The 20,605-nt window shown below is 72.1% G+C and carries 23 protein-coding genes; 13 read left to right on the top strand and 10 right to left on the bottom strand.

Going from position 1 to position 20,605, the window contains the following annotated elements; all coding sequences use genetic code 11:
- Positions 1-34 precede the first annotated feature (34 nt).
- On the top strand, positions 35-484 hold the full coding sequence (locus D3273_RS12000; RefSeq protein ID WP_245501129.1) for a hypothetical protein: 450 nt from the start codon (positions 35-37) through the stop codon (positions 482-484).
- 4 nt (positions 485-488) lie between these two features.
- On the opposite strand, the gene D3273_RS11995 is transcribed toward D3273_RS12000, so the two are convergent.
- Positions 489-1,055, bottom strand: coding sequence for a DUF4337 domain-containing protein (locus tag D3273_RS11995; protein ID WP_129226792.1), 567 nt, complete (start codon positions 1,053-1,055; stop codon positions 489-491).
- A gap of 236 nt (positions 1,056-1,291) precedes the next feature.
- On the opposite strand from D3273_RS11995, the gene D3273_RS11990 reads away from it, so the two are divergent.
- The 4 genes from D3273_RS11990 (at position 1,292) to D3273_RS11975 (ending at position 6,231) form a co-directional block, all read left to right on the top strand.
- Complete coding sequence (locus D3273_RS11990; RefSeq protein WP_165359468.1) at positions 1,292-2,002, top strand: protein-L-isoaspartate O-methyltransferase family protein; 711 nt, start codon at positions 1,292-1,294, stop codon at positions 2,000-2,002.
- A gap of 262 nt (positions 2,003-2,264) precedes the next feature.
- Positions 2,265-3,902: a TolC family outer membrane protein gene (locus D3273_RS11985; protein WP_245501128.1), complete on the top strand. Its 1,638-nt coding sequence runs from the start codon at positions 2,265-2,267 to the stop codon at positions 3,900-3,902.
- A 149-nt stretch (positions 3,903-4,051) separates the two neighbouring features.
- Positions 4,052-4,843 carry a PopZ family protein gene (locus D3273_RS29635; RefSeq protein WP_428977773.1) on the top strand — a complete coding sequence of 264 codons (792 nt, stop codon included), beginning with the start codon at positions 4,052-4,054 and terminating at the stop codon, positions 4,841-4,843.
- A gap of 539 nt (positions 4,844-5,382) precedes the next feature.
- A complete protein-coding gene (locus tag D3273_RS11975; protein ID WP_129226786.1) occupies positions 5,383-6,231 on the top strand; it encodes a tetratricopeptide repeat protein in 849 nt (282 codons plus the stop codon).
- A 6-nt stretch (positions 6,232-6,237) separates the two neighbouring features.
- On the opposite strand, the gene xth is transcribed toward D3273_RS11975, so the two are convergent.
- From xth to D3273_RS11960, 3 genes are all read right to left on the bottom strand, one after another.
- Positions 6,238-7,017 (bottom strand): exodeoxyribonuclease III, encoded by a 780-nt coding sequence (xth, locus tag D3273_RS11970; protein WP_129226784.1) that lies wholly within the window; start codon positions 7,015-7,017, stop codon positions 6,238-6,240.
- A 25-nt stretch (positions 7,018-7,042) separates the two neighbouring features.
- Complete coding sequence (locus tag D3273_RS11965; RefSeq protein WP_129226782.1) at positions 7,043-7,915, bottom strand: lysophospholipid acyltransferase family protein; 873 nt, start codon at positions 7,913-7,915, stop codon at positions 7,043-7,045.
- 71 nt (positions 7,916-7,986) lie between these two features.
- The gene (locus D3273_RS11960) at positions 7,987-9,216 is read right to left on the bottom strand and encodes an FAD-dependent monooxygenase (protein WP_129226780.1); all 1,230 of its coding nucleotides are present in this window, start codon (positions 9,214-9,216) and stop codon (positions 7,987-7,989) included.
- 102 nt (positions 9,217-9,318) lie between these two features.
- Between D3273_RS11960 and D3273_RS11955 the strand changes: the two genes are divergently transcribed.
- The 3 genes from D3273_RS11955 to D3273_RS11945 all read left to right on the top strand — a co-directional run bounded on the left by D3273_RS11955 (position 9,319) and on the right by D3273_RS11945 (position 12,141).
- Positions 9,319-10,116, top strand: a complete 798-nt coding sequence (locus tag D3273_RS11955; RefSeq protein WP_245501127.1) for a TerC family protein — start codon at positions 9,319-9,321, stop codon at positions 10,114-10,116.
- A gap of 124 nt (positions 10,117-10,240) precedes the next feature.
- Complete coding sequence (locus D3273_RS11950; RefSeq protein ID WP_245501126.1) at positions 10,241-11,299, top strand: Ppx/GppA phosphatase family protein; 1,059 nt, start codon at positions 10,241-10,243, stop codon at positions 11,297-11,299.
- A 116-nt stretch (positions 11,300-11,415) separates the two neighbouring features.
- Positions 11,416-12,141 (top strand): RlmE family RNA methyltransferase, encoded by a 726-nt coding sequence (locus D3273_RS11945; protein WP_129226776.1) that lies wholly within the window; start codon positions 11,416-11,418, stop codon positions 12,139-12,141.
- On the opposite strand, the gene D3273_RS11940 is transcribed toward D3273_RS11945, so the two are convergent.
- The 4 genes from D3273_RS11940 to D3273_RS28220 form a co-directional block, all read right to left on the bottom strand.
- Positions 12,081-13,556 carry an MFS transporter gene (locus tag D3273_RS11940; RefSeq protein ID WP_129226774.1) on the bottom strand — a complete coding sequence of 492 codons (1,476 nt, stop codon included), beginning with the start codon at positions 13,554-13,556 and terminating at the stop codon, positions 12,081-12,083. The genes D3273_RS11945 and D3273_RS11940 overlap by 61 nt on opposite strands.
- A gap of 274 nt (positions 13,557-13,830) precedes the next feature.
- Positions 13,831-13,962: a hypothetical protein gene (locus D3273_RS29630; protein ID WP_281011261.1), complete on the bottom strand. Its 132-nt coding sequence runs from the start codon at positions 13,960-13,962 to the stop codon at positions 13,831-13,833.
- Positions 13,963-14,301: 339 nt separating this feature from the next.
- Positions 14,302-14,490, bottom strand: coding sequence for a hypothetical protein (locus tag D3273_RS11935; protein ID WP_129226772.1), 189 nt, complete (start codon positions 14,488-14,490; stop codon positions 14,302-14,304).
- Positions 14,491-14,550: 60 nt separating this feature from the next.
- Positions 14,551-14,715 (bottom strand): hypothetical protein, encoded by a 165-nt coding sequence (locus tag D3273_RS28220; RefSeq protein WP_165359467.1) that lies wholly within the window; start codon positions 14,713-14,715, stop codon positions 14,551-14,553.
- Here D3273_RS28220 and D3273_RS29625 point away from each other — a divergent pair.
- Complete coding sequence (locus D3273_RS29625) at positions 14,714-14,845, top strand: hypothetical protein (protein ID WP_281011260.1); 132 nt, start codon at positions 14,714-14,716, stop codon at positions 14,843-14,845. The two genes, D3273_RS28220 and D3273_RS29625, sit on opposite strands and share 2 nt — an antisense overlap.
- A gap of 161 nt (positions 14,846-15,006) precedes the next feature.
- Positions 15,007-16,494, top strand: a complete 1,488-nt coding sequence (guaB, locus tag D3273_RS11930) for an IMP dehydrogenase (RefSeq protein WP_129226770.1) — start codon at positions 15,007-15,009, stop codon at positions 16,492-16,494.
- 93 nt (positions 16,495-16,587) lie between these two features.
- Here the strand turns inward: guaB and D3273_RS28215 are convergent, their stop codons facing one another.
- Complete coding sequence (locus D3273_RS28215) at positions 16,588-16,737, bottom strand: hypothetical protein (protein ID WP_165359466.1); 150 nt, start codon at positions 16,735-16,737, stop codon at positions 16,588-16,590.
- Positions 16,738-16,833: 96 nt separating this feature from the next.
- Here D3273_RS28215 and D3273_RS11925 point away from each other — a divergent pair, with 96 nt between their 5' ends.
- Entirely contained in the window at positions 16,834-18,126 is a 1,293-nt protein-coding gene (locus tag D3273_RS11925; protein ID WP_129226768.1) for an RsmB/NOP family class I SAM-dependent RNA methyltransferase, read from the top strand.
- Positions 18,127-18,150: 24 nt separating this feature from the next.
- Here the strand turns inward: D3273_RS11925 and mtnA are convergent, their stop codons facing one another.
- A complete protein-coding gene (gene mtnA, locus D3273_RS11920; RefSeq protein WP_129226766.1) occupies positions 18,151-19,260 on the bottom strand; it encodes an S-methyl-5-thioribose-1-phosphate isomerase in 1,110 nt (369 codons plus the stop codon).
- Positions 19,261-19,352: 92 nt separating this feature from the next.
- On the opposite strand from mtnA, the gene D3273_RS11915 reads away from it, so the two are divergent.
- Together D3273_RS11915 and D3273_RS11910 are read left to right on the top strand one after the other, a co-directional pair.
- The gene (locus D3273_RS11915) at positions 19,353-19,955 is read left to right on the top strand and encodes a DUF5666 domain-containing protein (RefSeq protein WP_129226764.1); all 603 of its coding nucleotides are present in this window, start codon (positions 19,353-19,355) and stop codon (positions 19,953-19,955) included.
- A 48-nt stretch (positions 19,956-20,003) separates the two neighbouring features.
- On the top strand, positions 20,004-20,600 hold the full coding sequence (locus tag D3273_RS11910; RefSeq protein WP_129226762.1) for a DUF5666 domain-containing protein: 597 nt from the start codon (positions 20,004-20,006) through the stop codon (positions 20,598-20,600).
- Positions 20,601-20,605 lie beyond the last annotated feature (5 nt).

Below are 20,605 nucleotides of genomic sequence, written 5' to 3'. Positions count from 1 at the left end.
GCCGGGGTGGCACCGGAAGGCGGGGAGGATGCCGATGACGGCCGTGCGGGTGCTTCTGACGGCGGCAGGCCTCGCCGCGACGGCGCTGCCCGCGCGGGCCGCCGAACCCGTGATGCTGCAATGCGGGCGCGAATACCAGGCGGCCCGCGCGGCCGGCACGCTGAACGGCGCGGATTGGAACGGCTACCGCGTCGCCTGCGCCGAGCGCCTGAAGGGCGCCGCCACGCCGTCGCCGGCCACGCCGGCGCCCGCCCCGGCGACGAACGCGTCCGCCGTTCGGCCGGGCGTCCCGGCGCCTGCGGCCGCGGCCCCCGCCGCCGCTGCGGAAGCCGGCTCCGGCATGGCCGGGATGCACGCCCGGCAGAAGCAGTGTGGCGCCGAATGGACCGCCGGCAAGGCCGCGCTGATCGCCGAAACGCCCGGCCTGACCTGGCCGAAATATTGGAGCCGCTGCAACACGCGCCTGAAAACGACGGGGCGGTGAGGGGTCACACCGCGTAGGCGGCGGCAGCCACGAGCGTCCCGACGACGCCCAGCACCATGGCGGCGTACCAGGGCCAGCGCCGGCCGCGCATGATGATCGACAGCGTCGCGACCGCGATGCCGACGTGGAGCAGGGTCACGCCCACCGTGAGGACATGGTGGCGCTTCTCGTGACGCTCGCCGGCTTCGAGCAGGGCGTCGCTTTCGCGGCCGAGTTCCTCGGCCTTCTCGCGCGTGACGTCCCCGTCCTTCTCGTAGCCCCGCGCCTTGGCGTCGAACGCGTCCGCCTGCCCGGGGTTCGCCGCCTTGGCGATGTCGTACATGTTCTTCTTGATGCTCTGCGCCTGGAAGAAGGCCCAGCGGTCCGTGGCCCTGTTCTGGACCAGCACCGATTCGCTCTTCTTCGAGATGGCGGCGCCGCTTTCGATGGTTTCGAGGCTGCCGACGGAAGCCGCCACCACGGCCAGGATGGCGATCGTCGCCGAAACCCGCAGCAGCAGCGGCTCGCCGCTGTGGGCCGCGTGCTCGGCGTGTTCCCGGTGCTCCATCTGTTCGCTGATCTCGTTGTCCATGGCGCCAGCCTCCGGCTCGGGGCGATTCGGTCTGTGTCCACCTTGCGGGGGCCGCGGGCGGCGGACCAGCCCCGGCCCGGCGAATGGACAGCGAGCGTCGCTCGCCTATAATGCCGCCGGTCTGGCCGCCGGCAGCGCGAACGCGCGCCGTCGCCCATGCGGCGCGGCTCGACAGGGACGGATCGGCATCCGTTCGGCCGCGAGCGGCCGGTCATCTCAGCGAAGGGCGGGATTCCATGCAGGGCGAGGTTGCGGCGACCGAGCAGGTGTTCTCGGCCCAAAGGCGGGCCATGGTTGACGGCCAGATCCGCACGTTCGACGTGACGGACGCGCGCGTCGTGCGCGCCTTCGACCTGACGCGCCGCGAACTGTTCCTGCCCGAGGACCTGCGCGCCTTCAGCTATTCCGACGCGATCCTCACCCTCAAGTCGCCCGGCACCGGCAGGCCGGTCCGCACGCTGATGCAGCCGATGCATCTCGCCCGCATGCTCCAGGGCGTCGACCCCGCGCCGGACGCGCATGTGCTCGTCGTCGCGGGCGGCGCGGGCTATGCCGCAGCCGTGCTGCTCGAAATGGTCGGCAGCGTGGTGACGCTCGAATCGGACGCGGGCCTCACCGCCCTCGCCGCCGACGTGCTGGTGAAGGGGTCGGCAGGGCGCGCTTCGGCGGTGACCGGTCCGCTCGCCGAGGGCTGGGCGGCCCGCGCCCCCTACGACGCCATCGTCGTGCTCGGCGCGGTCGAGTCCGGGCTCGATGCGCTCTTCGCGCAGTTGAAGCCGCGCGGCACCCTGGCGGCGGTGGCCACCTCGACGGAGGACAACGGCCGGCGCTCCGGACGCGTCACGCTCTACACCAAGGCGGGGGAGGACGTGAGCGGGCGGGTGATCTTCGACGCCACGGTTCCGGTCCTGGCGGAGTTCAAGGCGAACGCCGGCTTCGTGTTCTGATCCAGCGGTCCTCGGTCGGCCGCCGAGCCCACCCCGACGACGTCGGCGGTGGGCTTTTTCTCGTCGGGCAGCGCGCCGCTGTGTCGCATTTTTGCGCCAGACCCCGGATTTGTCCGGTCGCTTCGACCGATCGAGGTCCATCGCACGGCGCGGAGGAGTATGGTGGCGCCTCGGGCGCATCGAACGGGCGCTTGCCGGGCGGTCGAAGCGCGGAGCGGGCCCGTCCGGCGTAGCGCAGCGTCACCGACGTCGAGGTCGAAAGATGAGTGGTACCAGCGTCACAGGCAGCGCCGTCGTGTTCCGCGGCCAGACGCGACACCGCGTGTCGCCCGCCCTGGCGCTGATGGGCGCCGTGGCGTTGTCGGCGCTGGCCGGCCCCGTCGGCGCCGAGAACCTGCCCGACGCGCTGTCGAAGGCCTATTTCAACAATCCCAACCTCAACGCCCAGCGCTCCAACACCCGCGCGGCCGACGAGAACATCCCGATAGCCAACTCGGGCTACATGCCGCATGTTTCGGCGTCGGGCGATCTCGGCGCCCAATACGAGCAGTATTCCGGCCCCCTCACCACCAACACCACCAGCACGACCAGCATTTCGGGCCTCGGCGGCACGTCGACGGCTGGCACCACAACGGTGGGAACCGGCACCACCACGACGGGCGTCGGCACCACCACGACGGCGGGGACCGGCACCCTGTCCAGCCAGGCCCTCGCGGCCTCGACCGGCACGTCGGCCGGCACGACGTCGTCGACGGCGCTGGGGGGAGCCACGCGGACCAACGCGTCGGGCACCGTCATCCCGCGCGGCGCCGGGATCAGCGTCACCCAGACGCTGTTCGACGGGCTGCGCACGACGAACAACATCCGGTCCGCCGAATCCAACGTCTTCGCCAGCCGCGAAGCGCTGCGCAACGTCGAGCAGAGCGTGCTGCAGAGCGGCGCGCAGAACTACATGGACGTGCTGCGCGACACCGCGATCCTCGACCTGCGCAACTCCAACATCAAGGTGCTGGAAGAGCAGCTCCGCCAAACCCAGGACCGCTTCAAGGTCGGCGAGGTGACGCGCACCGACGTGGCCCAGGCGGAAGCCAGCGTGGCGGGCTCGCGGGCCGATTACTTCGCGGCGCAGTCGCAGCTGCAGAACTCCATCGCCAGCTACCGGCAGGTCATCGGCGAGCAACCGACGCGGCTCGAGCCGGCGCGCCCGCTCGACCGGGGCATCCCGCCTTCGCTCGAAAACGCCATCGCGGTGGCGATGATCGAACATCCGTCCGTGCAGGCGGCGCTGCACAGCGTGGACGTCGCGGCCCTGCAGGTGAAGATCGCCGAAGGCGCGCTCTACCCGACGCTGAGCCTCAACGGCTCGGCCCAGCAGCGCTACGACGTCAGCCAGACGGGCGGTTCGTCCGCCCTGGTGGCCTCCATCGTGGGGTCGCTGACGGTGCCGATCTACGAGGGCGGCGCCTCCTACGCGACCATCCGGCAGGCCAAGGAGCAGCTCGGGACCGCCGAGTTCCAGGTCGACGTGTCGCGCGACAACGTCCGCGCCGCCGTGATCTCGTCGTGGGGGCTCCTGGTGTCGTCGAAAGCCGCCGTTCAGGCCGACCAGGCCCAGGTCAACGCGGCCGAGATCGCGCTGAACGGCACCCGCGAGGAGGCCCGCGTCGGCCAGCGCACGACGCTGGACGTGCTCAACGCCCAGCAAACGCTGTTGAACGCGCGCGTGCAGCTCGTCGGCGCCCAGCGCGACCGCGTCGTCGCCACATACGCCATCCTGGCGTCCTGCGGGCGGCTGTCGGCGTCCGGCCTGAACCTGCGCCTGCAGCCCTACAACCCGACGGTCCACTTCGACCAGGTCAAGGACAAGTGGTTCGGCCTGCGGACCCCCGACGGCCGCTGAGGGCCGTTCACCGACGCCCCGCCGATCGACGGCGGGCAGGCATTCCCCTGCGTTTTCAGCGGTCGGGCGGAAACAAACGCGAACTTGCACCAATTCCGACGCGACGGCGTCAACCGTCCGGCCCGATTGTCCACGGAACTTCGCCACACATGGCTTGTTTGCGGACGGGACCGGACGTATCCGTTAAGGACAGGTTTACGCCGCAATCTTTCCGTGGCGCCGACGACCTGGCTCGTGACCCCGTAAAGCGTAAGAAGGTCCTCAGGCTCATGACCGCTGCCAGCGCCTATCCCCCCGAGCCGGCCGAGGGTCGGTCCTCGGAGCCCTCGATGGAAGACATCCTGGCCTCGATCCGGCGGATCATCGCCGACGATCAGAACGGCGGCGGCAAGCCGGCCCTCACCCCGGTCGCGGCCCGCCGCCCGGATGCGGCGGCCGAAGGGGAGCGCAGCTTGGCCCGCGCCCGCACACCTTACGACGACGTGCTCGACCTCGCCCGGCTCGTGCCTTCCGCGGACCGTCCCCCCCTGCAGGCGGCGGCCCCGGTGCCATCGGACGCGGACGAGGCGGCTTACCACGGCGGGGCGCAGGACGAGAGGGATGCCGGCGGCATCTCCGGCCTGCGGGCAAGATTGCCCGAACCCGCGATGCGCGCGCAGGCGCAGGATGAGGACCACGATATGCCAGACCATCCCGTTCCTGCCCTGGGCGACGACGCCGAAGGCGACCTGCTGTCCCCGCCGCTCGGCGAATCGGTCATGTCGGCCTTCGAAACGCTGGCCGCCACGGTGGTGCTGCAGAACACCCCGATGCTCGAGCGCGTCATGCGCGACCTCCTGCGGCCGATGCTGAAGACTTGGCTCGATGACAACCTCCCGCAGCTCGTGGAGCGGCTCGTGCGCAGCGAGATCGAGCGCGTCGCGCGCGGCCCCCGCGGCTGAACCCCGGCCCAACACGACCGGCACCGATTTCGACGGCTCCCGCTCCCGCGGGGGCCGTTTCGCTGTGCGGCCCCGGCTTCGCCTGGCATGTCGAATCGCCGGCCCCGCAGCGGCGCGGGCAGAATCGGCGAGGCGCGATGCTGAATCGTCGTTCGCCATGCCGTGAAGTATCGACGGCGTTGCCTTTCCACAACGGTCCGCGACCTGAACGTGGCATTGGCGCAACAATCCTGGATCATCCCAACTCGGCCCGATTGGGGCAGCGTGGGCGCCGCTATTCAGCCATAAACCGACCGCTACTCTCCCCCATCGAGAGTTGATCGCCGATCCGAGGCGAGATGAACGGGAGATGACCGCCGGGCGACCGGCGGGGCCGTCTCGCGCCATCCACGGGGGCGCGCGGGGCGCCGGCCCGGCGGTCGAGGGGAACCGGAATCTATGGGGGCATTCCGCAGTCTTGTCCGACGGACCGGCACCGCGTTTTCCGCGTCCGCGCTTCGCATCGTTTCAGCATCCCGCCGCGGTTGAGTTCCGGATCCATGACGATCTCGCGTCGCATCTCCCTCACCCTGCTGGTCGCCGTCGTGCCGTGCTGGGCTTCCCCGGCGTCGGCCTTCGACGGCGCCGACGTGGCGTCGCAGGGCGTCAAGGCCGCCGGCAGGCTGTCCCTCTTCGAAACCCCGTCGCAGGCGTTCCGGCAGGGGATGGACGGCTACCGCTCCGGCAACTTCAAGACGTCCGTCGAGGCCTTCGAATATGCGGCCGCCAACGGCAACCCGCTCGCCCGCTGGAAGCTCGGCCGCATGTACGCGTCCGGGGACGGCGTCCCCCAGGACGACGACAAGGCCTACCGGTACTTTTCGCAGATCGTCGCCAACTACGACGAGGAGGACGGCGACCGCCGCGACCTGTCCGTCGTGTCCAACGCCTTCGTGGCGGTGGGCGTGTACAGCTTGAACGGCCTGCCCAAGACCGGCGTCAAGGCCGATCCCGAGCGCGCGCTCGAGATGTTCCAATACGCGGCGCTGAACTTCGGCAATGCGGATGCCCAGTACAACCTCGCCCGGCTCTACCTCGACGGCGCCGACGGCGCCCTGCCGAAGGACCCCCGCCAGGCCGTGCGGTGGCTCGCCCTGGCGGCCGACAAGGGGCACCTGCAGGCGCAGGCGCTGCTCGGCCACATGCTGTTCAACGGCTTCGACGGAATGCCGCCCCAGCGGGCCAAGGGGCTGATGTGGCTGACGATGGCGCGTGACGCCGCCCTGGGCGGCAAGGACCCGAAGGACGCCTGGATCGTCGACCTCTACGGCAAGGCCGCCTCGTCGGCCTCCGACAGCGACCGGCAGGTGGCGTCGCTGTACCTCGACGAGCACCACAAGCGGAACTGACCCGGGTCAGCCGAGGTCGATCCGCACCGGGACGTGGTCGGACGGCTTGTCGGCGGCGCGGACATGCTTGTCGATGGCGGCCGAGCGGAGCCGGTCGGCGGCGCGGGGCGACAGCAGCAGGTGGTCGATGCGGATGCCGCGGTCCTTCTGCCAGGCCCCGGCCTGGTAGTCCCAGAAGCTGTACACGCCGGCCGCGTCGGTCGTGGCCCGCACCGCCTCGGTCAGCCCGAGGTTGAGGAGCGTGCGGAAGCGCCGGCGGGTGTCGGGCAGGAACAGCGCGTCGCCCGTCCAGGCCGCCGCGTCGTAGGCGTCGCGCGGCTCGGGGATGACATTGTAGTCCCCCGCCAGGACGAAGCAGTCCTCGGCCTGGATCAGCTCCGAGGCGCGGCGGATCAGCCGGTCCATGAAGCCCAGCTTGTAGGGGAATTTGTCCGTGTCCGGCGGGTTGCCGTTGGGCAGGTAGATGCTGGCGACGCGCACCGGGCCGGCGGGTCCCGCCATCACGGCCTCGATGTAGCGGGACTGGACGTCGCCCTCGTCGCCCGGCAGGCCGATGCGGACCTCCAGCGGTTCCGCCCTGGTCAGGATGGCGACGCCGTTGAACCCCTTCTGGCCGTGCACGGCGCTGCGGTAGCCCGCCGCCTCGATCTCGGCGCGCGGGAACGCGTCGTCGACGCACTTCAGTTCCTGCAGGCACAGGACGTCCGGCGCAGCCTTGCCGAGGTAGTCGAGGAGGTGGGGCAGCCGCTGGCGGACCGAGTTCACGTTCCAGGTGGCGATCCGCATCTGTCGGGTCCTGTCGGTTCGGGGCTCAGCCCCAGCGCTTGTGCGCCCACATCCATTGTTCCGGCCAGCGCCGGATGAAGCGTTCGAACACCGCCTGCACGTCCGCCGTGACGGTGATGAGGTCGGCCTTTCGGTCGCCGCTGTCCGGCATGCGGACCAGCGCGTAGCTCTGCACGAAGCTGACGCCCGACACGCGTCGCATGCAGCTGACCAGGATCGGCGAGCCCGCGCTCAGGGCCAGGAGGGCGGGAAACGTCGTGGTATGGGCGGGCCGCCCGAAGAAGGGCACGAGCGCGCCCGCGCCGTCCCGCAGGTCGGTCAGGAGCCCCACCGTGCCGCCGTCCCGGATCACCCGGAGGAACTGCCGCGGCACGCCGGCCTCCTTGGGCACGAGGCCGCCGGTGTAGAGGTGCCGGCGCAGCGCGTGGACGTCGCGGTCGACGAGGGGATTGCGCAGGCGCTTGTAGATGCTCCAGGGCCGCAGCCCGCTCAGCGTCGCCGGCGCGATGGTGAGCTCCCAGTTGGCGAGATGGGCCGCGCAGGCGACCTTGCCGCCCGGCCACGCCCTCCATTCGTCGAAGGCGTCGACGTTCTCGAAGGTGATCCTGGCGCTGCCCGCGATCTCGGGGAGGAAGAAGGCTTCGGCGAAGGTGCGCCCGAGGTTCTCCCACATGGCGCGCACGATCGCCTCGCGCCGCGGCGCGTCCATGTCGGGGAAAGCCAGCGCGAGGTGGTTCAGCGCCCGACGGTGCCGCTTGGAACGCGGCGCCGCGGCGCGCCACACTGCCCCCGAGAAGGCGGACGCGCGGTCGAGCCCCAGGCCCCGGAAGAGTCGCCCCGCCGCCAGGAACAGGCGGTGTTCCAGGCGGTGGCGGACGGGGCGCCAATCGAATCGCATCGGGGTCCGGGGTCGGGCGGGGGGAACGGGACGGGAGGAGCGCGTCCCATGGACGATGGCCTTCCCCGCCGTCAACCCGCCCCGGTCGTCCGGTCCGCGCCCGGCATCAGTCCCCGCCGCATGGCGAAGCGCCGCAGCGGGCCGATGCTGCCCATCGCCAAGAGCCCCGCCCCGCGCAGCAGGTCGACCGGGAGCCGGTCGTCCAGGATGGCGCGGTTGAGCCAGTCGACGCCGAAGGACCGCGCCGCGATGTCGCCCTGGCGGGTGCGGGCGTAGCGGTCCAGCACGGCGGCGCTGCCGAGGTCCTCGTGGCCGCGCGCGGCGTCCGACAGGATGTCGGCCAGGGCCGCCGCGTCGCGCAGGCTGAGGTTCAGGCCCTGGGCGCCGATGGGCGCCATGGCGTGGGCGGCTTCCCCGGCCAGCGCCACGCGCGGGCCGACGATCCGGTCGGCCTTGAGGGCGCCGATCGGGAAGCGGCCGACCGTGCCCGCCACGCGGACGCGGCCCAGCAGCATGCGGCTCTGCCGCTCGATGTCGCGCGCCAGGCGCTCCGGCGACAGGGCGGCGCGGCGCTCCGCCGCCTCGGGCGCCATGCCCCATACGAGGCTCGACCGGTGCGGCGCTTCCGCGGTCCCCGGAAGGGGCACGAGGGTAAAAGGCCCGCCGCGGGTGTGGAACTCCGTCGATACGTTGCGGTGCGGCCGGTCGTGGTGCAGCGTCGTCGTGAGGGCGTCCTGCGGATAGGGGGTCTCGCGCGCTCCGATGCCGGCCGCCTTGCGCGCCGCCGAGCGGCGGCCGTCGGACGCCACCAGCAGCGCTCCCGTCGCGGCGACCCCGTCCGGCCCCGTCGCCGTCACCCGGTCCGGCCCGAACGCGAAGGCGTCGAGGCGGCCGGGCCGCAGCGTCAGCCCCGGCACGCCACGGGCGGCCCCGGCCAGCGCTTCCACGAGCAGGTGGTTCTGGATGTTGTAGCCGAAGCAGTCCCGGCCGATCTCGCGCGCGTCGAAATCGAGCGGCGGCCCGCGGAACAGCGAGCCCGTGTCGTCGACGAGGCGCATCACCTTCAAGGGCTCGGCGGACGGGCGCAATTGCTCCCACACGCCCAGGCGTGCCAGAAAGCCGACGGAACCTTCCAGCAGAGCCACGGTGCGGCCCGTCGGCCGCGCGTCCACCGTGCCGACCAGGACCGTCCCGATGCCAGCCCGCGCCAGAGCGATGCCGAGCGACAGGCCGACGGCGCCGGCGCCGACCACGACGACGTCGGCCGCCTCGGGGACGGCGGGGGGCAACGATGCGCTCATGGACGGTGGCTCCTCGGGATCCCCGCTGCATAGAGGGCGCGTCGACCCCGCGGCAACCGCGGCGCTCCGGTGCGGCGCCGCTGTGGCCGGCGGAGCGGCGTCGTGACCGTGGACTTCGGCTGGGTCGCGACGCCGTCGGGCTGGCTCGCGCTGGGCACGCTGACCGCGATGGAGATCGTGCTCGGCATCGACAACGTCATCTTCGTGTCGCTGATCGGCGCGAACCTGCCGCCCGGCCGGGCCCGCTTCGCGCGCCTGCTCGGCCTCGGCCTCGCGTTCCTGTTCCGCGTGGGGAGCCTCGCCGGCCTGACCTGGCTCATCGCCTTGACGCGGCCGGTGGTGACGGTGCTCGACCATCCCCTGTCCTGGCGCGACATGGTGCTGGTGGCGGCCGGCCTGTTCCTGATCGTGCAGGCGACGCTGGAGATCCACGGCGCGATCGACGAAGGCGACGGGGACGACGACGGCGCCGTGCCGAAACCCCGCGCCCTGGCGCTGGTGATCCTCAACATCGCCGTGATGGACCTGGTCTTCTCCTTCGATTCCATCCTCACCGCCATCGGCATCGCGCGCGACCTCGCCGTCATGGTCACGGCGATCCTGATCTCCATCGTGGTGATGTTCGCCGCCGCCACCGCGGTGGCGGGCTTCATCCGCCAGCACCCGACCAGCAAGGTGCTGGCGCTGTGCTTCCTGGTGCTGATCGGCCTGTCGCTCGTGGCGGAAGGCACCGGGTTCGACGTGCCGCGCGGCTATCTCTACTTCGCCATGGTGTTCTCGGGCGGCGTCGAGATGCTCAACATCTGGGCCAAGCGCAACCGCCGCCGCCGCCGCGTCGCCGCGCGCCCGGCGGCCCCCGATGCGGCGCCGGCTCGGGACGGTCGCGCCGAAGCGCGCTGACGGCCGGGCGCGGCGGTGGGGAAGCGCGGTGCCGCCCTTGCTGGCGACGGCGGATTCCCCTTAAGCTCCGTCCATGACGGGGAGGGTCGGCCGGCGCGGCGCGATTCACGCGCAGGAGGCCGCGGTGGAACACAGGGTTGCGCTCTGCCCGTCCCGGGCGACGGACCCCGTCGAAGCGCGGCGACAGGACCTCTACGCCGCGCTCGACCTCGGGACGAACAACTGCCGCCTGCTCGTCGCGCGTCCCTCGTCCGACGGGCTGCAGATCGTCGACAGCTTTTCGCGCATCGTCCGGCTCGGCGAAGGCTTGTCGGTCACGGGGCGGCTCGGGGAAGCGGCCATCGCCCGCACCCTCGCGGCGCTGTCGATCTGCCGGGACAAGATCGCGGCGCGCGGCGTCGGCCGGTCCCGGCTCATCGCCACCGAGGCGTGCCGCGCGGCCGGCAACGGGCCCGCCTTCCTCGAACGGGTCAGGGCGCATACCGGCCTCGAGGTCGAGATCGTCGACCGTGAAACGGAAGCGTCGCTCGCCGCGGAGGGTTGCGCGGCGCTGGCCGACGCGGCCGCCGAAGGCGTGGTGCTGTTCGACATCGGCGGGGGCTCGTCCGAGATCGTGTGGCTGGACAGGGACCGCTCGGCGGACGGCGACCGGCCCGTGCGCGACCGCATCCGTGCCTGGACGTCCCTGCCGCTCGGCGTCGTGTCGCTGGCGGACCGCTTCGGCGGCGTGGACGTGTCCCCCGACTGTTTCGGCGCCATGGTGCGCCACGTCGAGGCCGCGCTGTCGCCCTTCGCCGCCCAGGTGAAGGCGGAGCACCGCTGCGGCCGCTTCCATCTGCTCGGGACGTCGGGCACCGTGACCACGGTGGCGGGGGTGTTCCTCGGCTTGCCGCGCTACGACCGGCGCCGCGTGGACGGGCTTTGGATGGACCGCGCCGACGTCGACGACGCGGTGCGGCGGGTGCGGGCCATGCCGTTCGAGGCGCGGGTGGCGAACGGCTGCATCGGGCCGGATCGCGCCGACCTGGTGCTCGGCGGCTGCGCCATCCTCGAAGCCCTGCGCAGGACGTTCCCGAGCGAGCGCCTGCGCGTCGCCGACCGCGGTCTGCGCGAGGGCATCCTGATCCAGATGATGAGCCGCGACGGCGTGTGGGCCGGCCGGCCAGCCGCCGCCGGCCGGTAGCAGCGGTCGAGGACCTCGACCGTCGGCGAAGGCGCGGACCGGCGCGACATCGGCGATGTCCTTCGGCGGTGCCGATCGTTATAGGATGGCGGACCGCGCTTCCAGGAGACACGTCCATGACCACGAACAAGCCGTCGTCCGGCCGCGAAGGCGGGCGATCGCTGAAGACGCGGGTCAAGTCGGCCAACAAGCGCACCATGTCGTCGGCGCTGTGGCTCGGCCGCCAGCTCAACGACCCCTACGTGGCCCGCGCCAAGACGGAGGGCTACAGGTCGCGCGCCGCCTTCAAGCTCATCGAGATGGACGACCAGTTCAAGCTGCTGCGGACCGGCCAGCGCATCATCGACCTCGGCGCCGCGCCGGGCGGCTGGTCCCAGGTGGCGGCGCAGCGCATCGAGGCCGTGGCGGGGCCCGGCAAGGTCGTCGCCATCGACCTGCTGGAGATGGACGCCGTTCCGGGCGTCGACTTCGCCGTGATGGACTTCAACGACGAGACGGCCGTGTCCCGCATCGCCGAGATGATGGGGGGGCGGGCCGACGGCGTGCTGTCCGACATGGCGTCCAACGCCACCGGCCACAAGAAGACGGACCAGCTCCGCATCATGGGCCTCGTCGAACTCGCCTACGAGTTCGCGCAAGGGATCCTCGCGCCGCGCGGCTTCTTTCTCGCGAAGGTGCTGCAGGGCGGCACCGACGGCGACCTGCTGGCCATGCTGAAGCGCGACTTCACGGTGGTGAAACACGTCAAGCCGAAGGCCAGCCGGGCCGATTCGTCCGAGCTCTACGTGCTGGCGACGGGCTTCCGCGGCGCGCCGGCCTCGCCCACCAGCGCGGCGGGCTGATCGCCGAGCCCGCCGGTCGGCGCCGCGGCGGCCGACGCGTCGCGTTTGCGCACGCCCCGCATCAGGTCTCCGGCGTCGGCCGGCAGGCGCGCGAACACGAGGCTCGCCGAGGCCGACACGAGCGCCACGGCGTAGAACGCGAAGGAAAAGTCGCGCACCGTCAGGGTCGCGTCGGCGTGCCACCATTGCGACAGCTCGATGAAGCCCGCGCCGGCCGCCACCCCGGTCGACAGCGACAGCTGCTGCGCCACCGACGCGAAGCTCGTGGCCCGGCTCATCTGAGGAGCGTCGATGTCGGCATAGGCGATGGCGTTGATGGAGGTGAACATCAGCGACCGGAAGAAGCCGCCGGCGAGCAGCGCCACCCACAGCAGCACCTCCGGCGTCGTCGGGCTGAAGAAGCCGTAGGCCACCATGAAGAGGCTCGACAGCGCGGCGTTCCACACCAGCACGGTGCGGAAGCCCAGCCAGCGGAGGATGGGTCTGGCGGTGGTCTTCATCAGCATGGCGCCGGCGGCGGCCGCGAAGGTGAGCGTTCCCGACTGGAACGGGTTCAGCCCGAAGCCGATCTGCAGCATCAGGGGCAAGAGGAAGGGCAGCGCCCCGATACCGAGGCGGAACACGAAGCCGCCCGCCACGCTGGCCCGGAACGTGGGGATGCGCAGGAGCGCGAGATCGATGATGGGGTGGGCGGCGCAGCGCGCGTGGACGCAGTAGCCGCCGACCAGGACCAGGCCGCCGGCGATCAGCGCCGCCGTGACGGGCGCCGGCACGATGCCGCGGCCGATGACCGTCAGCCCGAAGGACAACGACGACAGCCCCGCGCCCGACAGCAGGAAGCCCGTGACGTCGAGCGGCCAAACGTCGGCCTCGCGGATGTCGGCGATGAACAGCGTCGCCAGGGTCACGCCGAGCACGCCGATCGGCACGTTGATCCAGAAGATCCAGCGCCAATCGAAGTAGGTCGTGATGAAGCCGCCGAGGGGGGGCCCGAGGATGGGACCGATCAGCGCCGGCACGGTGAGGTAGGCCAGGGCGGTGACGAGTTCCTCGCGCGGGACGGACCGCAGGAGGACGAGCCGCCCCACGGGGACCATCATGGCGCCCCCCAGGCCCTGGACGACGCGCGAGGCCACGAAGGTCGCCAGCGAACTCGACAGGCCGCACAGGATGGAGCCGAGCACGAACACCACGATGGCGCCGCGGAACACCGGCCGCGCGCCGAACTTGTCGGCCGCCCAGCCACTGGCCGGGATGAAGACCGCGAGGCTGATGAGATAGGACGTCATCGCCAGCTTCAGCGTGATCGGGTCCTGGTGCAGGTCGGCGGCGATCGCGGGGAGCGAGGTCGCGATGACGGTCGAGTCCATGTTCTCCATGAACAGCGCACAGGCCACGACGAGGGGGACCAGCATGTGACGGGGCAAGGCGGGGCGGGACTCTCGGTGGGGAGGGCTGCGAAGGGCTCGGTACGCCTTCGGACGGGCTTTACGGTGCCGGTGCGACTTTTCCTGGGCCGGCCGCTGCGGATGGAGCCGGCGCGGCGCGTCGCCGGTGGCGGGACATCGGCGGCGTGGTGAACGATGCGTTCAGCCGTCCGCTCCGATCTGCGAAACCGGCGTGACGTCCGGTAGTCCATGCCGACGCGTTCCTGGCGACGCTGTCTGTCGGTGCAAGTAGAGCATCGCATCACAGGAGATGCGAAATGTCCTTGGCCCTGTCTTCGATCAGTTCACCAGTTTCCGTCGCGCCGAGAAGCCCGAGCCCCTCGCCCGAAACGTCGGGCAATGGTGCTTCCCCGCCGCCGCAGACGTCGTCCAAGGCCGCCGCATCGCCTCAAGCGAGCGGCTCCCCGCCTCCCGGCCACGACGACGCCTCCTCGGGGGACGCCGGGACCTATGGCCGGACCAAGCCTTCGGCACCGTCGCGGGATACCGGCGCCGCGTCCCCGTCCCCGTCGGCGCAGGGCGGTGCCGCTCCGGGCGCGAGCGGCCCGTCGGGGCAGAGCGCCGGCACGGCATCCGGCGGCGCCGCCGCCGCGGGCGACGGCGGGGCGACCGGCCAAACGCAGACGGCGGCCTCGTCGTCGGACGCCGGCGCCGCGGCTTCGTCTTCGTCGGCCCAGGGCGCCGCCGCTCCGGGCGCGAACGGCCCGTCGGGTCAAAACGCCGGCACGGCATCCGGCGGCGGCGCTGCAACGCCCACGCAGGCCACGGCGGCACCGCAGCGGAACGCGTCCGCCAGCGCGTCTTCGAGCGGCAGCGCGACACCCGCGTCGCCGCAGAACGCCGGCGCTGCCCGATCGAACGGCGGCGACGTGTCGAGCGCGCACGGGCCGGCACAGCCCACGTCCGCCCCTGGCGTGTCGGCTTCGGCTTCGGCCGAAGAGCATGCCGACAGGGCCAGGGCTCAGGCGATGGCGGACGAAAGCGCGAACGGTTCGGTCGTGGCGCGACTCGCCTCGCTCCTGTCCGGCCCGTCCCCCAGCAGCGGCCCCGCGGCCCTGCTCGCGGCGGCCCAGCGGTCCTCGCAGGCGTCGTCCGGCGCATCGACGGCCGGATCCGCTTCGGACATGTCGGCGTCGTCCGGCTCGGGCCGGAGCGCCGCGGCCGCAGGGGCGGGCACGCAGGGCGCGGTGTCGGGCGCCACCGCCGCGGCTGCGCAGCGCGCCTATGGCGGGTGGGACGCCGGCCGCGTTGCCTGACGGGTCGATCGCGGAAGGAAGCGGACGCCGCGCGGCGCCGCGTCTTCCCCCCGTCGCGATGGCGTGCTAGTCGCCACTGCCAACCCGAGCGGCGCCCCACCGGCGCCGCTCTTTTCGTCGCATCGGCCATCTGGGCCCCCGCGACCCGCCCGGAGTTGGCCATGACCATCGCACGCCCGATCCTGTCCGAGGCCCTCACCTTCGACGACGTGCTGCTGAGGCCCGCCCATTCCCTCGTGATGCCGGGGCAGGTCGACGTGAAGACGCGGCTCACCCGCGCCATCGACCTCAACATCCCGCTGATCTCCTCCGCCATGGACACCGTGACGGAAGCGCGCCTCGCCATCGCGATGGCGCAGGCCGGCGGCATCGGCGTGATCCACCGCAACCTCGAGCCCCAGGCCCAGGCCGAAGAAGTGCGGCGGGTGAAGCGCTACGAGAGCGGCATGGTGGTGGACCCCATCACCATCAACCCGGACGCCACGCTCGCCAAGGCGCTGGAGCTGATGCGCCGCCACAACATTTCCGGCATCCCGGTGGTTGAGCCCGGCCCCGCGGGCCTGCCGGCGCGCATCGTCGGCATCGTGACCAACCGCGACGTCCGCTTCGCCGACGACCCGAGCCAGCGCGTCACCGAGTTCATGACCAAGAAGGTCGTCACGGTGCGCGAAGGCGTGCGCCCCGACGAGGCGCGCCGGCTGCTGCACCAGCACCGCATCGAGAAGCTGATCGTCGTCGACGACGACGACCGCTGCGTCGGGCTGCTCACCGTCAAGGACATGGAGAAGGCGACGCTGCACCCGCTGGCCTGCAAGGATCCCGAGGGGCGCCTGCGCGTCGCCGCGGCGTCCAGCGTCGGCGACAAGGGCTTCGCCCGCTCGATGATGTTGATAGAGGCCGGCGTCGATTGCGTGGTGGTCGACACCGCGCACGGCCATTCCCAGCTCGTGCTCGACCAGATCGCCGAACTGAAGCGCCTGTCGAACAAGGTTTCCATCATCGCCGGCAACGTGGCGACGGCCGAAGGCGCCAAGGCGATGATCGACGCCGGCGCCGATGCCGTGAAGATCGGCATCGGGCCGGGCTCGATCTGCACGACCCGCATCGTGGCGGGCGTCGGCGTGCCCCAGCTCACCGCCATCATGGACGCGGCGGAAGCCGCCCGCCGGCAGGACGTGCCGGTGATCGCCGACGGCGGCATCAAGTTCTCGGGTGACGTCGCCAAGGCGGTGGCGGCGGGCGCCGACAGCGTGATGATCGGTTCCCTCTTCGCCGGCACGGACGAGAGCCCCGGCGAGGTCTACCTGTACCAGGGCCGGTCCTTCAAATCCTACCGCGGCATGGGCTCGGTGGGCGCCATGGCGCGCGGCTCCGCAGACCGCTACTTCCAGGCCGAGGTGCGCAACGAGCTGAAGCTCGTGCCGGAAGGCATCGAAGGGCAGGTGCCCTATCGCGGGCCGCTGGGCGCCATCCTCCACCAGCTCACCGGCGGCCTTCGCGCCGCGATGGGCTACACGGGTTCGGCTTCCATCAAGGACTTCCAGGGCCGCGCGCAGTTCGTCCGCATCACCAATGCGGGCCTGCGCGAAAGCCACGTCCACGACGTCGCGATCACCCGCGAAAGCCCGAACTATCCGGGCGGTGTCTGACCGCCGCGGCGATCGTCCTCATGGAAAAGGGCGGCCCGAGCCGCCCCCCTCCGTCGCCGTCGGGCGCCCGAACGCGTCGGGCGCCGTCCCCGGTCACATGTGGTTTTCGAGGGTCGTCTTGGCGTCCGGGCGCATCTTCGGGGGCGCCGGCAGCAGCGGGGGCGGGGGCGGCGGGGTGGTGGCGCAGGCCGCCAGCGACAGGGCCAGGGCGGCGAGGGCCGCCTGGCGGACGATACGGGTCATTCGAATGATCCTTGATTACGCAATCGGAGGGCGCGTTCGCTGAACGGCGCCGCCCGGTTTTCTTCTCATTCCAGGCTCAATTGTGGCGAATCTCGCATGAACTCCGGTGCCCGTCTTTCCGCCGCCATTGAGATCCTCGATGTGATCGAAATACAACGGCGCCCCGCCGCCGATGCCCTGAAGGAGTGGGGCACGGCGCATCGCTACGCCGGTTCCAAGGACCGTGCCGCCATCGGCAGCCTCGTCTACGATTCGCTCCGGGTGAAGAGTTCGGCCGCCCATGTCATGGGCTCCGACGCGACCCGGGCGGTGCTGCTGGGCGCCCTGCGCGAGCTGCGCGGCATGGACCTCGACGCGGTCGCGGCCCTGTGCACCGGCGAAGGCTACGCGCCGACGCCGCTCACCGACGGAGAGCGGGAGCGCTACGCGTCCGGCTCGCTGGACGGCGCGCCGGACCACGTCCGCGGCGACTACCCGGAATGGCTGGCCGGCTCCTTCGCGGCGGCCTTCGGCGACGGAGCGGTCGAGGAGGGGCGGGCGCTGGCGCGGCGCGCCCCGGTCGACCTGCGGGCGAACCGGTTGAAGGTCGACCGCGATAAGGCCATGCGGTCGCTGGCCCACCTCCGCCCCGAAGCGGCGGGACACGCGCGCGACGGCATCCGGATCGCGGTCGGCGAGGACGGCCGTGCGCCCGCGCTCGCGGCCGAACCCGCCTACGTCAAAGGCTTCGTCGAGGTGCAGGACGAGGGCAGCCAGGTGGCGGCGCTGCTCAGCGGGGCGAAGCCCGGCATGCAGGTGCTCGACCTGTGCGCCGGGAGCGGCGGCAAGACGCTGGCCCTCGCCTCCATGATGGAGAACAAGGGGCAGATCTTCGCGACCGACCTCGACGGGCGCCGGCTCATGCCGATCTACGACCGCTTGGCGCGCGCCGGCGTGCGCAACGTCCAGGTGCGAGCCCCGAAGGGGCGCCAGACGGCGCTCGGCGACCTGCAAGGACGGTTCGACGTGGTCTTCGTCGACGCGCCCTGCACCGGCACAGGCACGTGGCGCCGCAACCCGGACGCGAAGTGGCGCCTGCGCCCCGGCGCGCTGGAGGAGCGCATCAAGGAGCAGGACGAGATCCTGGCGACCGCCGTGTCCTGCGTGAAGCCGGGCGGCCGCCTCGTCTACGTGACCTGCTCGGTGTTGCGCGAGGAGAACGAGGACCGCTTGGCGAAGCTGGTCGAGGCCCATCCGGGGCTGCTGCCGCTGGACGCCGGCCACATGGCGCGGGACGCCGGCCTGCCGGATCTGGCCGGCTGCGCGTCGCCGCACGGGCCCGGGCTGCGGTTGACGCCGCTGCGCTGCGGCACCGACGGGTTCGGCATCGCCACGCTGCTGGTGCAGTAGGCCGCGGGCCCCTCGATCCCAGCCTCAGGCCGCCTTGTCGCCTTCCTCGCCGGGGAAGAGCGACAGGAGTCCGGCTTCCGACGCCGCGCAAACGCCGCGCTCGGTGATGAGCCCGGTGACGAGCCGCGCCGGCGTGACGTCGAAGGCGTAGTTGCTGACCGCGCTGCCGCGCGGCACCACCCGCACGGTTTCGATGGCGCCCGACGCCGTTTCCCCGGACACGAACGTCACCTCGTCGGCCGAGCGTTCCTCGATGGGGATCTCGCGCACGCCGTCGCTGACCCGCCAATCCACGGTGGAGGACGGCAGCGCCACGTAGAACGGCACCCCGTTGTCGTGCGCCGCCAGGGCCTTCAGGTAAGTGCCGACCTTGTTGCACACGTCGCCGGTGCGCGTGGTGCGGTCCGTTCCGACGATGCACAGGTCGACGCGGCCGTGCTGCATCAGGTGGCCGCCGACGTTGTCGACCACGACGGTGTGGGGCACGCCTTCCCCGAGCAGCTCGTAGGCGGTGAGGCTGGCGCCCTGGTTGCGCGGCCGGGTCTCGTCGACCCACACGTGGACCGGCACGCCCGCGCGATGCGCCTTGTAGATCGGCGCCAGCGCGGTGCCCCAGTCGACGGCGGCGAGCCAGCCGGCGTTGCAATGGGTCAGCACGTCGACGGGTCGCGACCGGCCGTTGCGCTCCCAGGCTTCGGCGATCAGCGCGGCACCGTGTTCCCCCAGCCGCTCGCAGGTGCCGGCATCCTCGTCGGCGATCCGGACGGCCTCGGCGAAGGCCGCGCCCCGGCGTTCGCCGGCCTTCAGCGGCGCCAGGCGGGCCCGCATGCGGTCGAGCGCCCAGCGCAGGTTGACGGCGGTCGGCCGCGCCACGAGCAGGGCGCCATGAGCCGTCGACAGGTTGGCGTCGGACGGGTCGGCCGCCATGGCGAGCGCCAGGCCGTAGGCCCCGGCGGCGCCGATCAGCGGCGCGCCCCGCACCGTCATGTCGGCGATGGCGGCGGCGGCGTCGCCGGCGTCGCGCAGGGTGCGGAGCGCGAAGCGGTGGGGCAGGGCGCGCTGGTCGATGACCTCGACCGAGGCGCCGTCGGCACCGAGCCAGATGGTGCGGAACGCGCGGCCGTCGATGCGCATGCGATATTCCTTGCGTCGCGGGACAACGGGCCATCCATAGCGGGATCGGCGGCGACCGGGAACCGGGCGCGCCGCCGCGGGAGAACTTCGCGATGCTGACGAGACGAGCTTTGACGGCCGCGGCGGCCCTGTGCCTGCTCGGCGGGGCGGCGATGGCCCAAAGCGCCACCCGGCTGCGCGGCACGGTGGTGTCGATCGACGGCACGGCGCTGCGGATCCACGACGCGGCGGGCCACGACGTGCAGATCGCGCTGTCGCCGACCTACACCGTGACGGCCCTGGTGCCGGCCAAGCTCGGCGACGTGACGCCCGGCAGTTTCATCGGTGCCGCCGCCAACACGCAGCCGGACGGGACGCTGGTGGCCAAGGAGATCCACATCTTCCCCGAAGCCATGCGGGGTTCCGGCGAGGGCCATCGCGCCTTCGACCTGGGGCCGCAGAGCACCATGACCAACGGCACGGTGGGCAACGAGGTGAAAGGGGCGGCGGGCGACACGCTGACGGTCGCCTACAAGGGCGGCGAGAAGAGCATCACGGTGCCGAAGGACGCGCCCATCGTGATGTTCGCGCCGGGGGACCGCGCCATGCTGGCGCCCGGCGCCCACGTCATCGTGCAGGCGCAGGCCGGCGAAGGCGGCGGGTTGACGGCCGAGCGCGTCACGGTCGGCAAGGACGGGCTCGTGCCGCCGATGTGAACTGGGAACGACTGCGCGACATCGCGGCGGCCGTGGAAGGAGATGACGATGAAACGGCGCTGGAGCCTCCTCGCCGCCGCTCTGGTGCTCCTGCCGGGTGCGGCTTCGGCCCAAGCGGGCCGGCGCATCCGCGGCACCGTCACGTCGCTCGACGGCTATCGCCTGCACGTCGACGACGCCGGCCGGACCGTGACGGTCAGGCTCGCCCCGGATTACGGGGTCGGCGCGCTCGTGGCGGCGAAGCCGGAGGAGGTCGCCCCCGGGCGATACGTCGGAGCCTTGGCGTCCCGGCATGCCAACGGCGTGCTCACGGCCCGCGAGGTGCACATCTTCCCCGGCAACCTGCGCGGGGCCGGCGCCGGTCAACACCCCTCGGACGCCGATCCCGGCGGGGTGGCGGTGGCCGGCACGGTGGATCAGGGCGCCCTCGACGCCCTCGGCGGCACGGTGACGTTGGCCTATCCCGGGGGCGAGGTCGTGCTGGACGTCCCGCCGGACGTCCCCGTCGTCCGGTTCGTGGCCGGAGCGAGATCCATGCTGGCGCCGGGCGCCCACGTGGTCATCTCGGCCGCCTCCGCGGCGGACGGGACGCTGTCGGCCGACGAGGTCATCGTCGGCGTCGACGGCCTGGTGCCCCCGATGTGACGGCC

This window comes from Lichenibacterium minor (assembly GCF_004137685.1).
GTDB classification, from domain to species: Bacteria; Pseudomonadota; Alphaproteobacteria; order Rhizobiales; family Beijerinckiaceae; genus Lichenihabitans; species Lichenihabitans minor.
The sequence above is the reverse complement of the archived record's forward strand: the minus strand, read 5'-3'. Positions and strand labels throughout refer to the sequence as shown.

What these genes read in the sequence shown, in the direction of transcription:
- guaB (WP_129226770.1), top strand. Translation starts at nt 15,007, where the DNA reads ATGACCATCGCACGCCCGATCCTGTCCGAGGCCCTCACCTTCGACGAC.
- D3273_RS11995 (WP_129226792.1), bottom strand. Translation starts at nt 1,055, where the DNA reads ATGGACAACGAGATCAGCGAACAGATGGAGCACCGGGAACACGCCGAG.
- D3273_RS29625 (WP_281011260.1), top strand. Translation starts at nt 14,714, where the DNA reads ATGTCGGCGTCGTCCGGCTCGGGCCGGAGCGCCGCGGCCGCAGGGGCG.
- D3273_RS12000 (WP_245501129.1), top strand. Translation starts at nt 35, where the DNA reads ATGACGGCCGTGCGGGTGCTTCTGACGGCGGCAGGCCTCGCCGCGACG.
- D3273_RS11990 (WP_165359468.1), top strand. Translation starts at nt 1,292, where the DNA reads ATGCAGGGCGAGGTTGCGGCGACCGAGCAGGTGTTCTCGGCCCAAAGG.
- D3273_RS28215 (WP_165359466.1), bottom strand. Translation starts at nt 16,737, where the DNA reads ATGACCCGTATCGTCCGCCAGGCGGCCCTCGCCGCCCTGGCCCTGTCG.
- D3273_RS11945 (WP_129226776.1), top strand. Translation starts at nt 11,416, where the DNA reads ATGACCACGAACAAGCCGTCGTCCGGCCGCGAAGGCGGGCGATCGCTG.
- D3273_RS28220 (WP_165359467.1), bottom strand. Translation starts at nt 14,715, where the DNA reads ATGTCCGAAGCGGATCCGGCCGTCGATGCGCCGGACGACGCCTGCGAG.
- D3273_RS11985 (WP_245501128.1), top strand. Translation starts at nt 2,265, where the DNA reads ATGAGTGGTACCAGCGTCACAGGCAGCGCCGTCGTGTTCCGCGGCCAG.
- xth (WP_129226784.1), bottom strand. Translation starts at nt 7,017, where the DNA reads ATGCGGATCGCCACCTGGAACGTGAACTCGGTCCGCCAGCGGCTGCCC.
- D3273_RS11960 (WP_129226780.1), bottom strand. Translation starts at nt 9,216, where the DNA reads ATGAGCGCATCGTTGCCCCCCGCCGTCCCCGAGGCGGCCGACGTCGTC.
- D3273_RS11940 (WP_129226774.1), bottom strand. Translation starts at nt 13,556, where the DNA reads ATGCTGGTCCCCCTCGTCGTGGCCTGTGCGCTGTTCATGGAGAACATG.
- D3273_RS11925 (WP_129226768.1), top strand. Translation starts at nt 16,834, where the DNA reads ATGAACTCCGGTGCCCGTCTTTCCGCCGCCATTGAGATCCTCGATGTG.
- mtnA (WP_129226766.1), bottom strand. Translation starts at nt 19,260, where the DNA reads ATGCGCATCGACGGCCGCGCGTTCCGCACCATCTGGCTCGGTGCCGAC.
- D3273_RS11975 (WP_129226786.1), top strand. Translation starts at nt 5,383, where the DNA reads ATGACGATCTCGCGTCGCATCTCCCTCACCCTGCTGGTCGCCGTCGTG.
- D3273_RS11965 (WP_129226782.1), bottom strand. Translation starts at nt 7,915, where the DNA reads ATGCGATTCGATTGGCGCCCCGTCCGCCACCGCCTGGAACACCGCCTG.
- D3273_RS29635 (WP_428977773.1), top strand. Translation starts at nt 4,052, where the DNA reads ATGGCTTGTTTGCGGACGGGACCGGACGTATCCGTTAAGGACAGGTTT.
- D3273_RS11910 (WP_129226762.1), top strand. Translation starts at nt 20,004, where the DNA reads ATGAAACGGCGCTGGAGCCTCCTCGCCGCCGCTCTGGTGCTCCTGCCG.
- D3273_RS11915 (WP_129226764.1), top strand. Translation starts at nt 19,353, where the DNA reads ATGCTGACGAGACGAGCTTTGACGGCCGCGGCGGCCCTGTGCCTGCTC.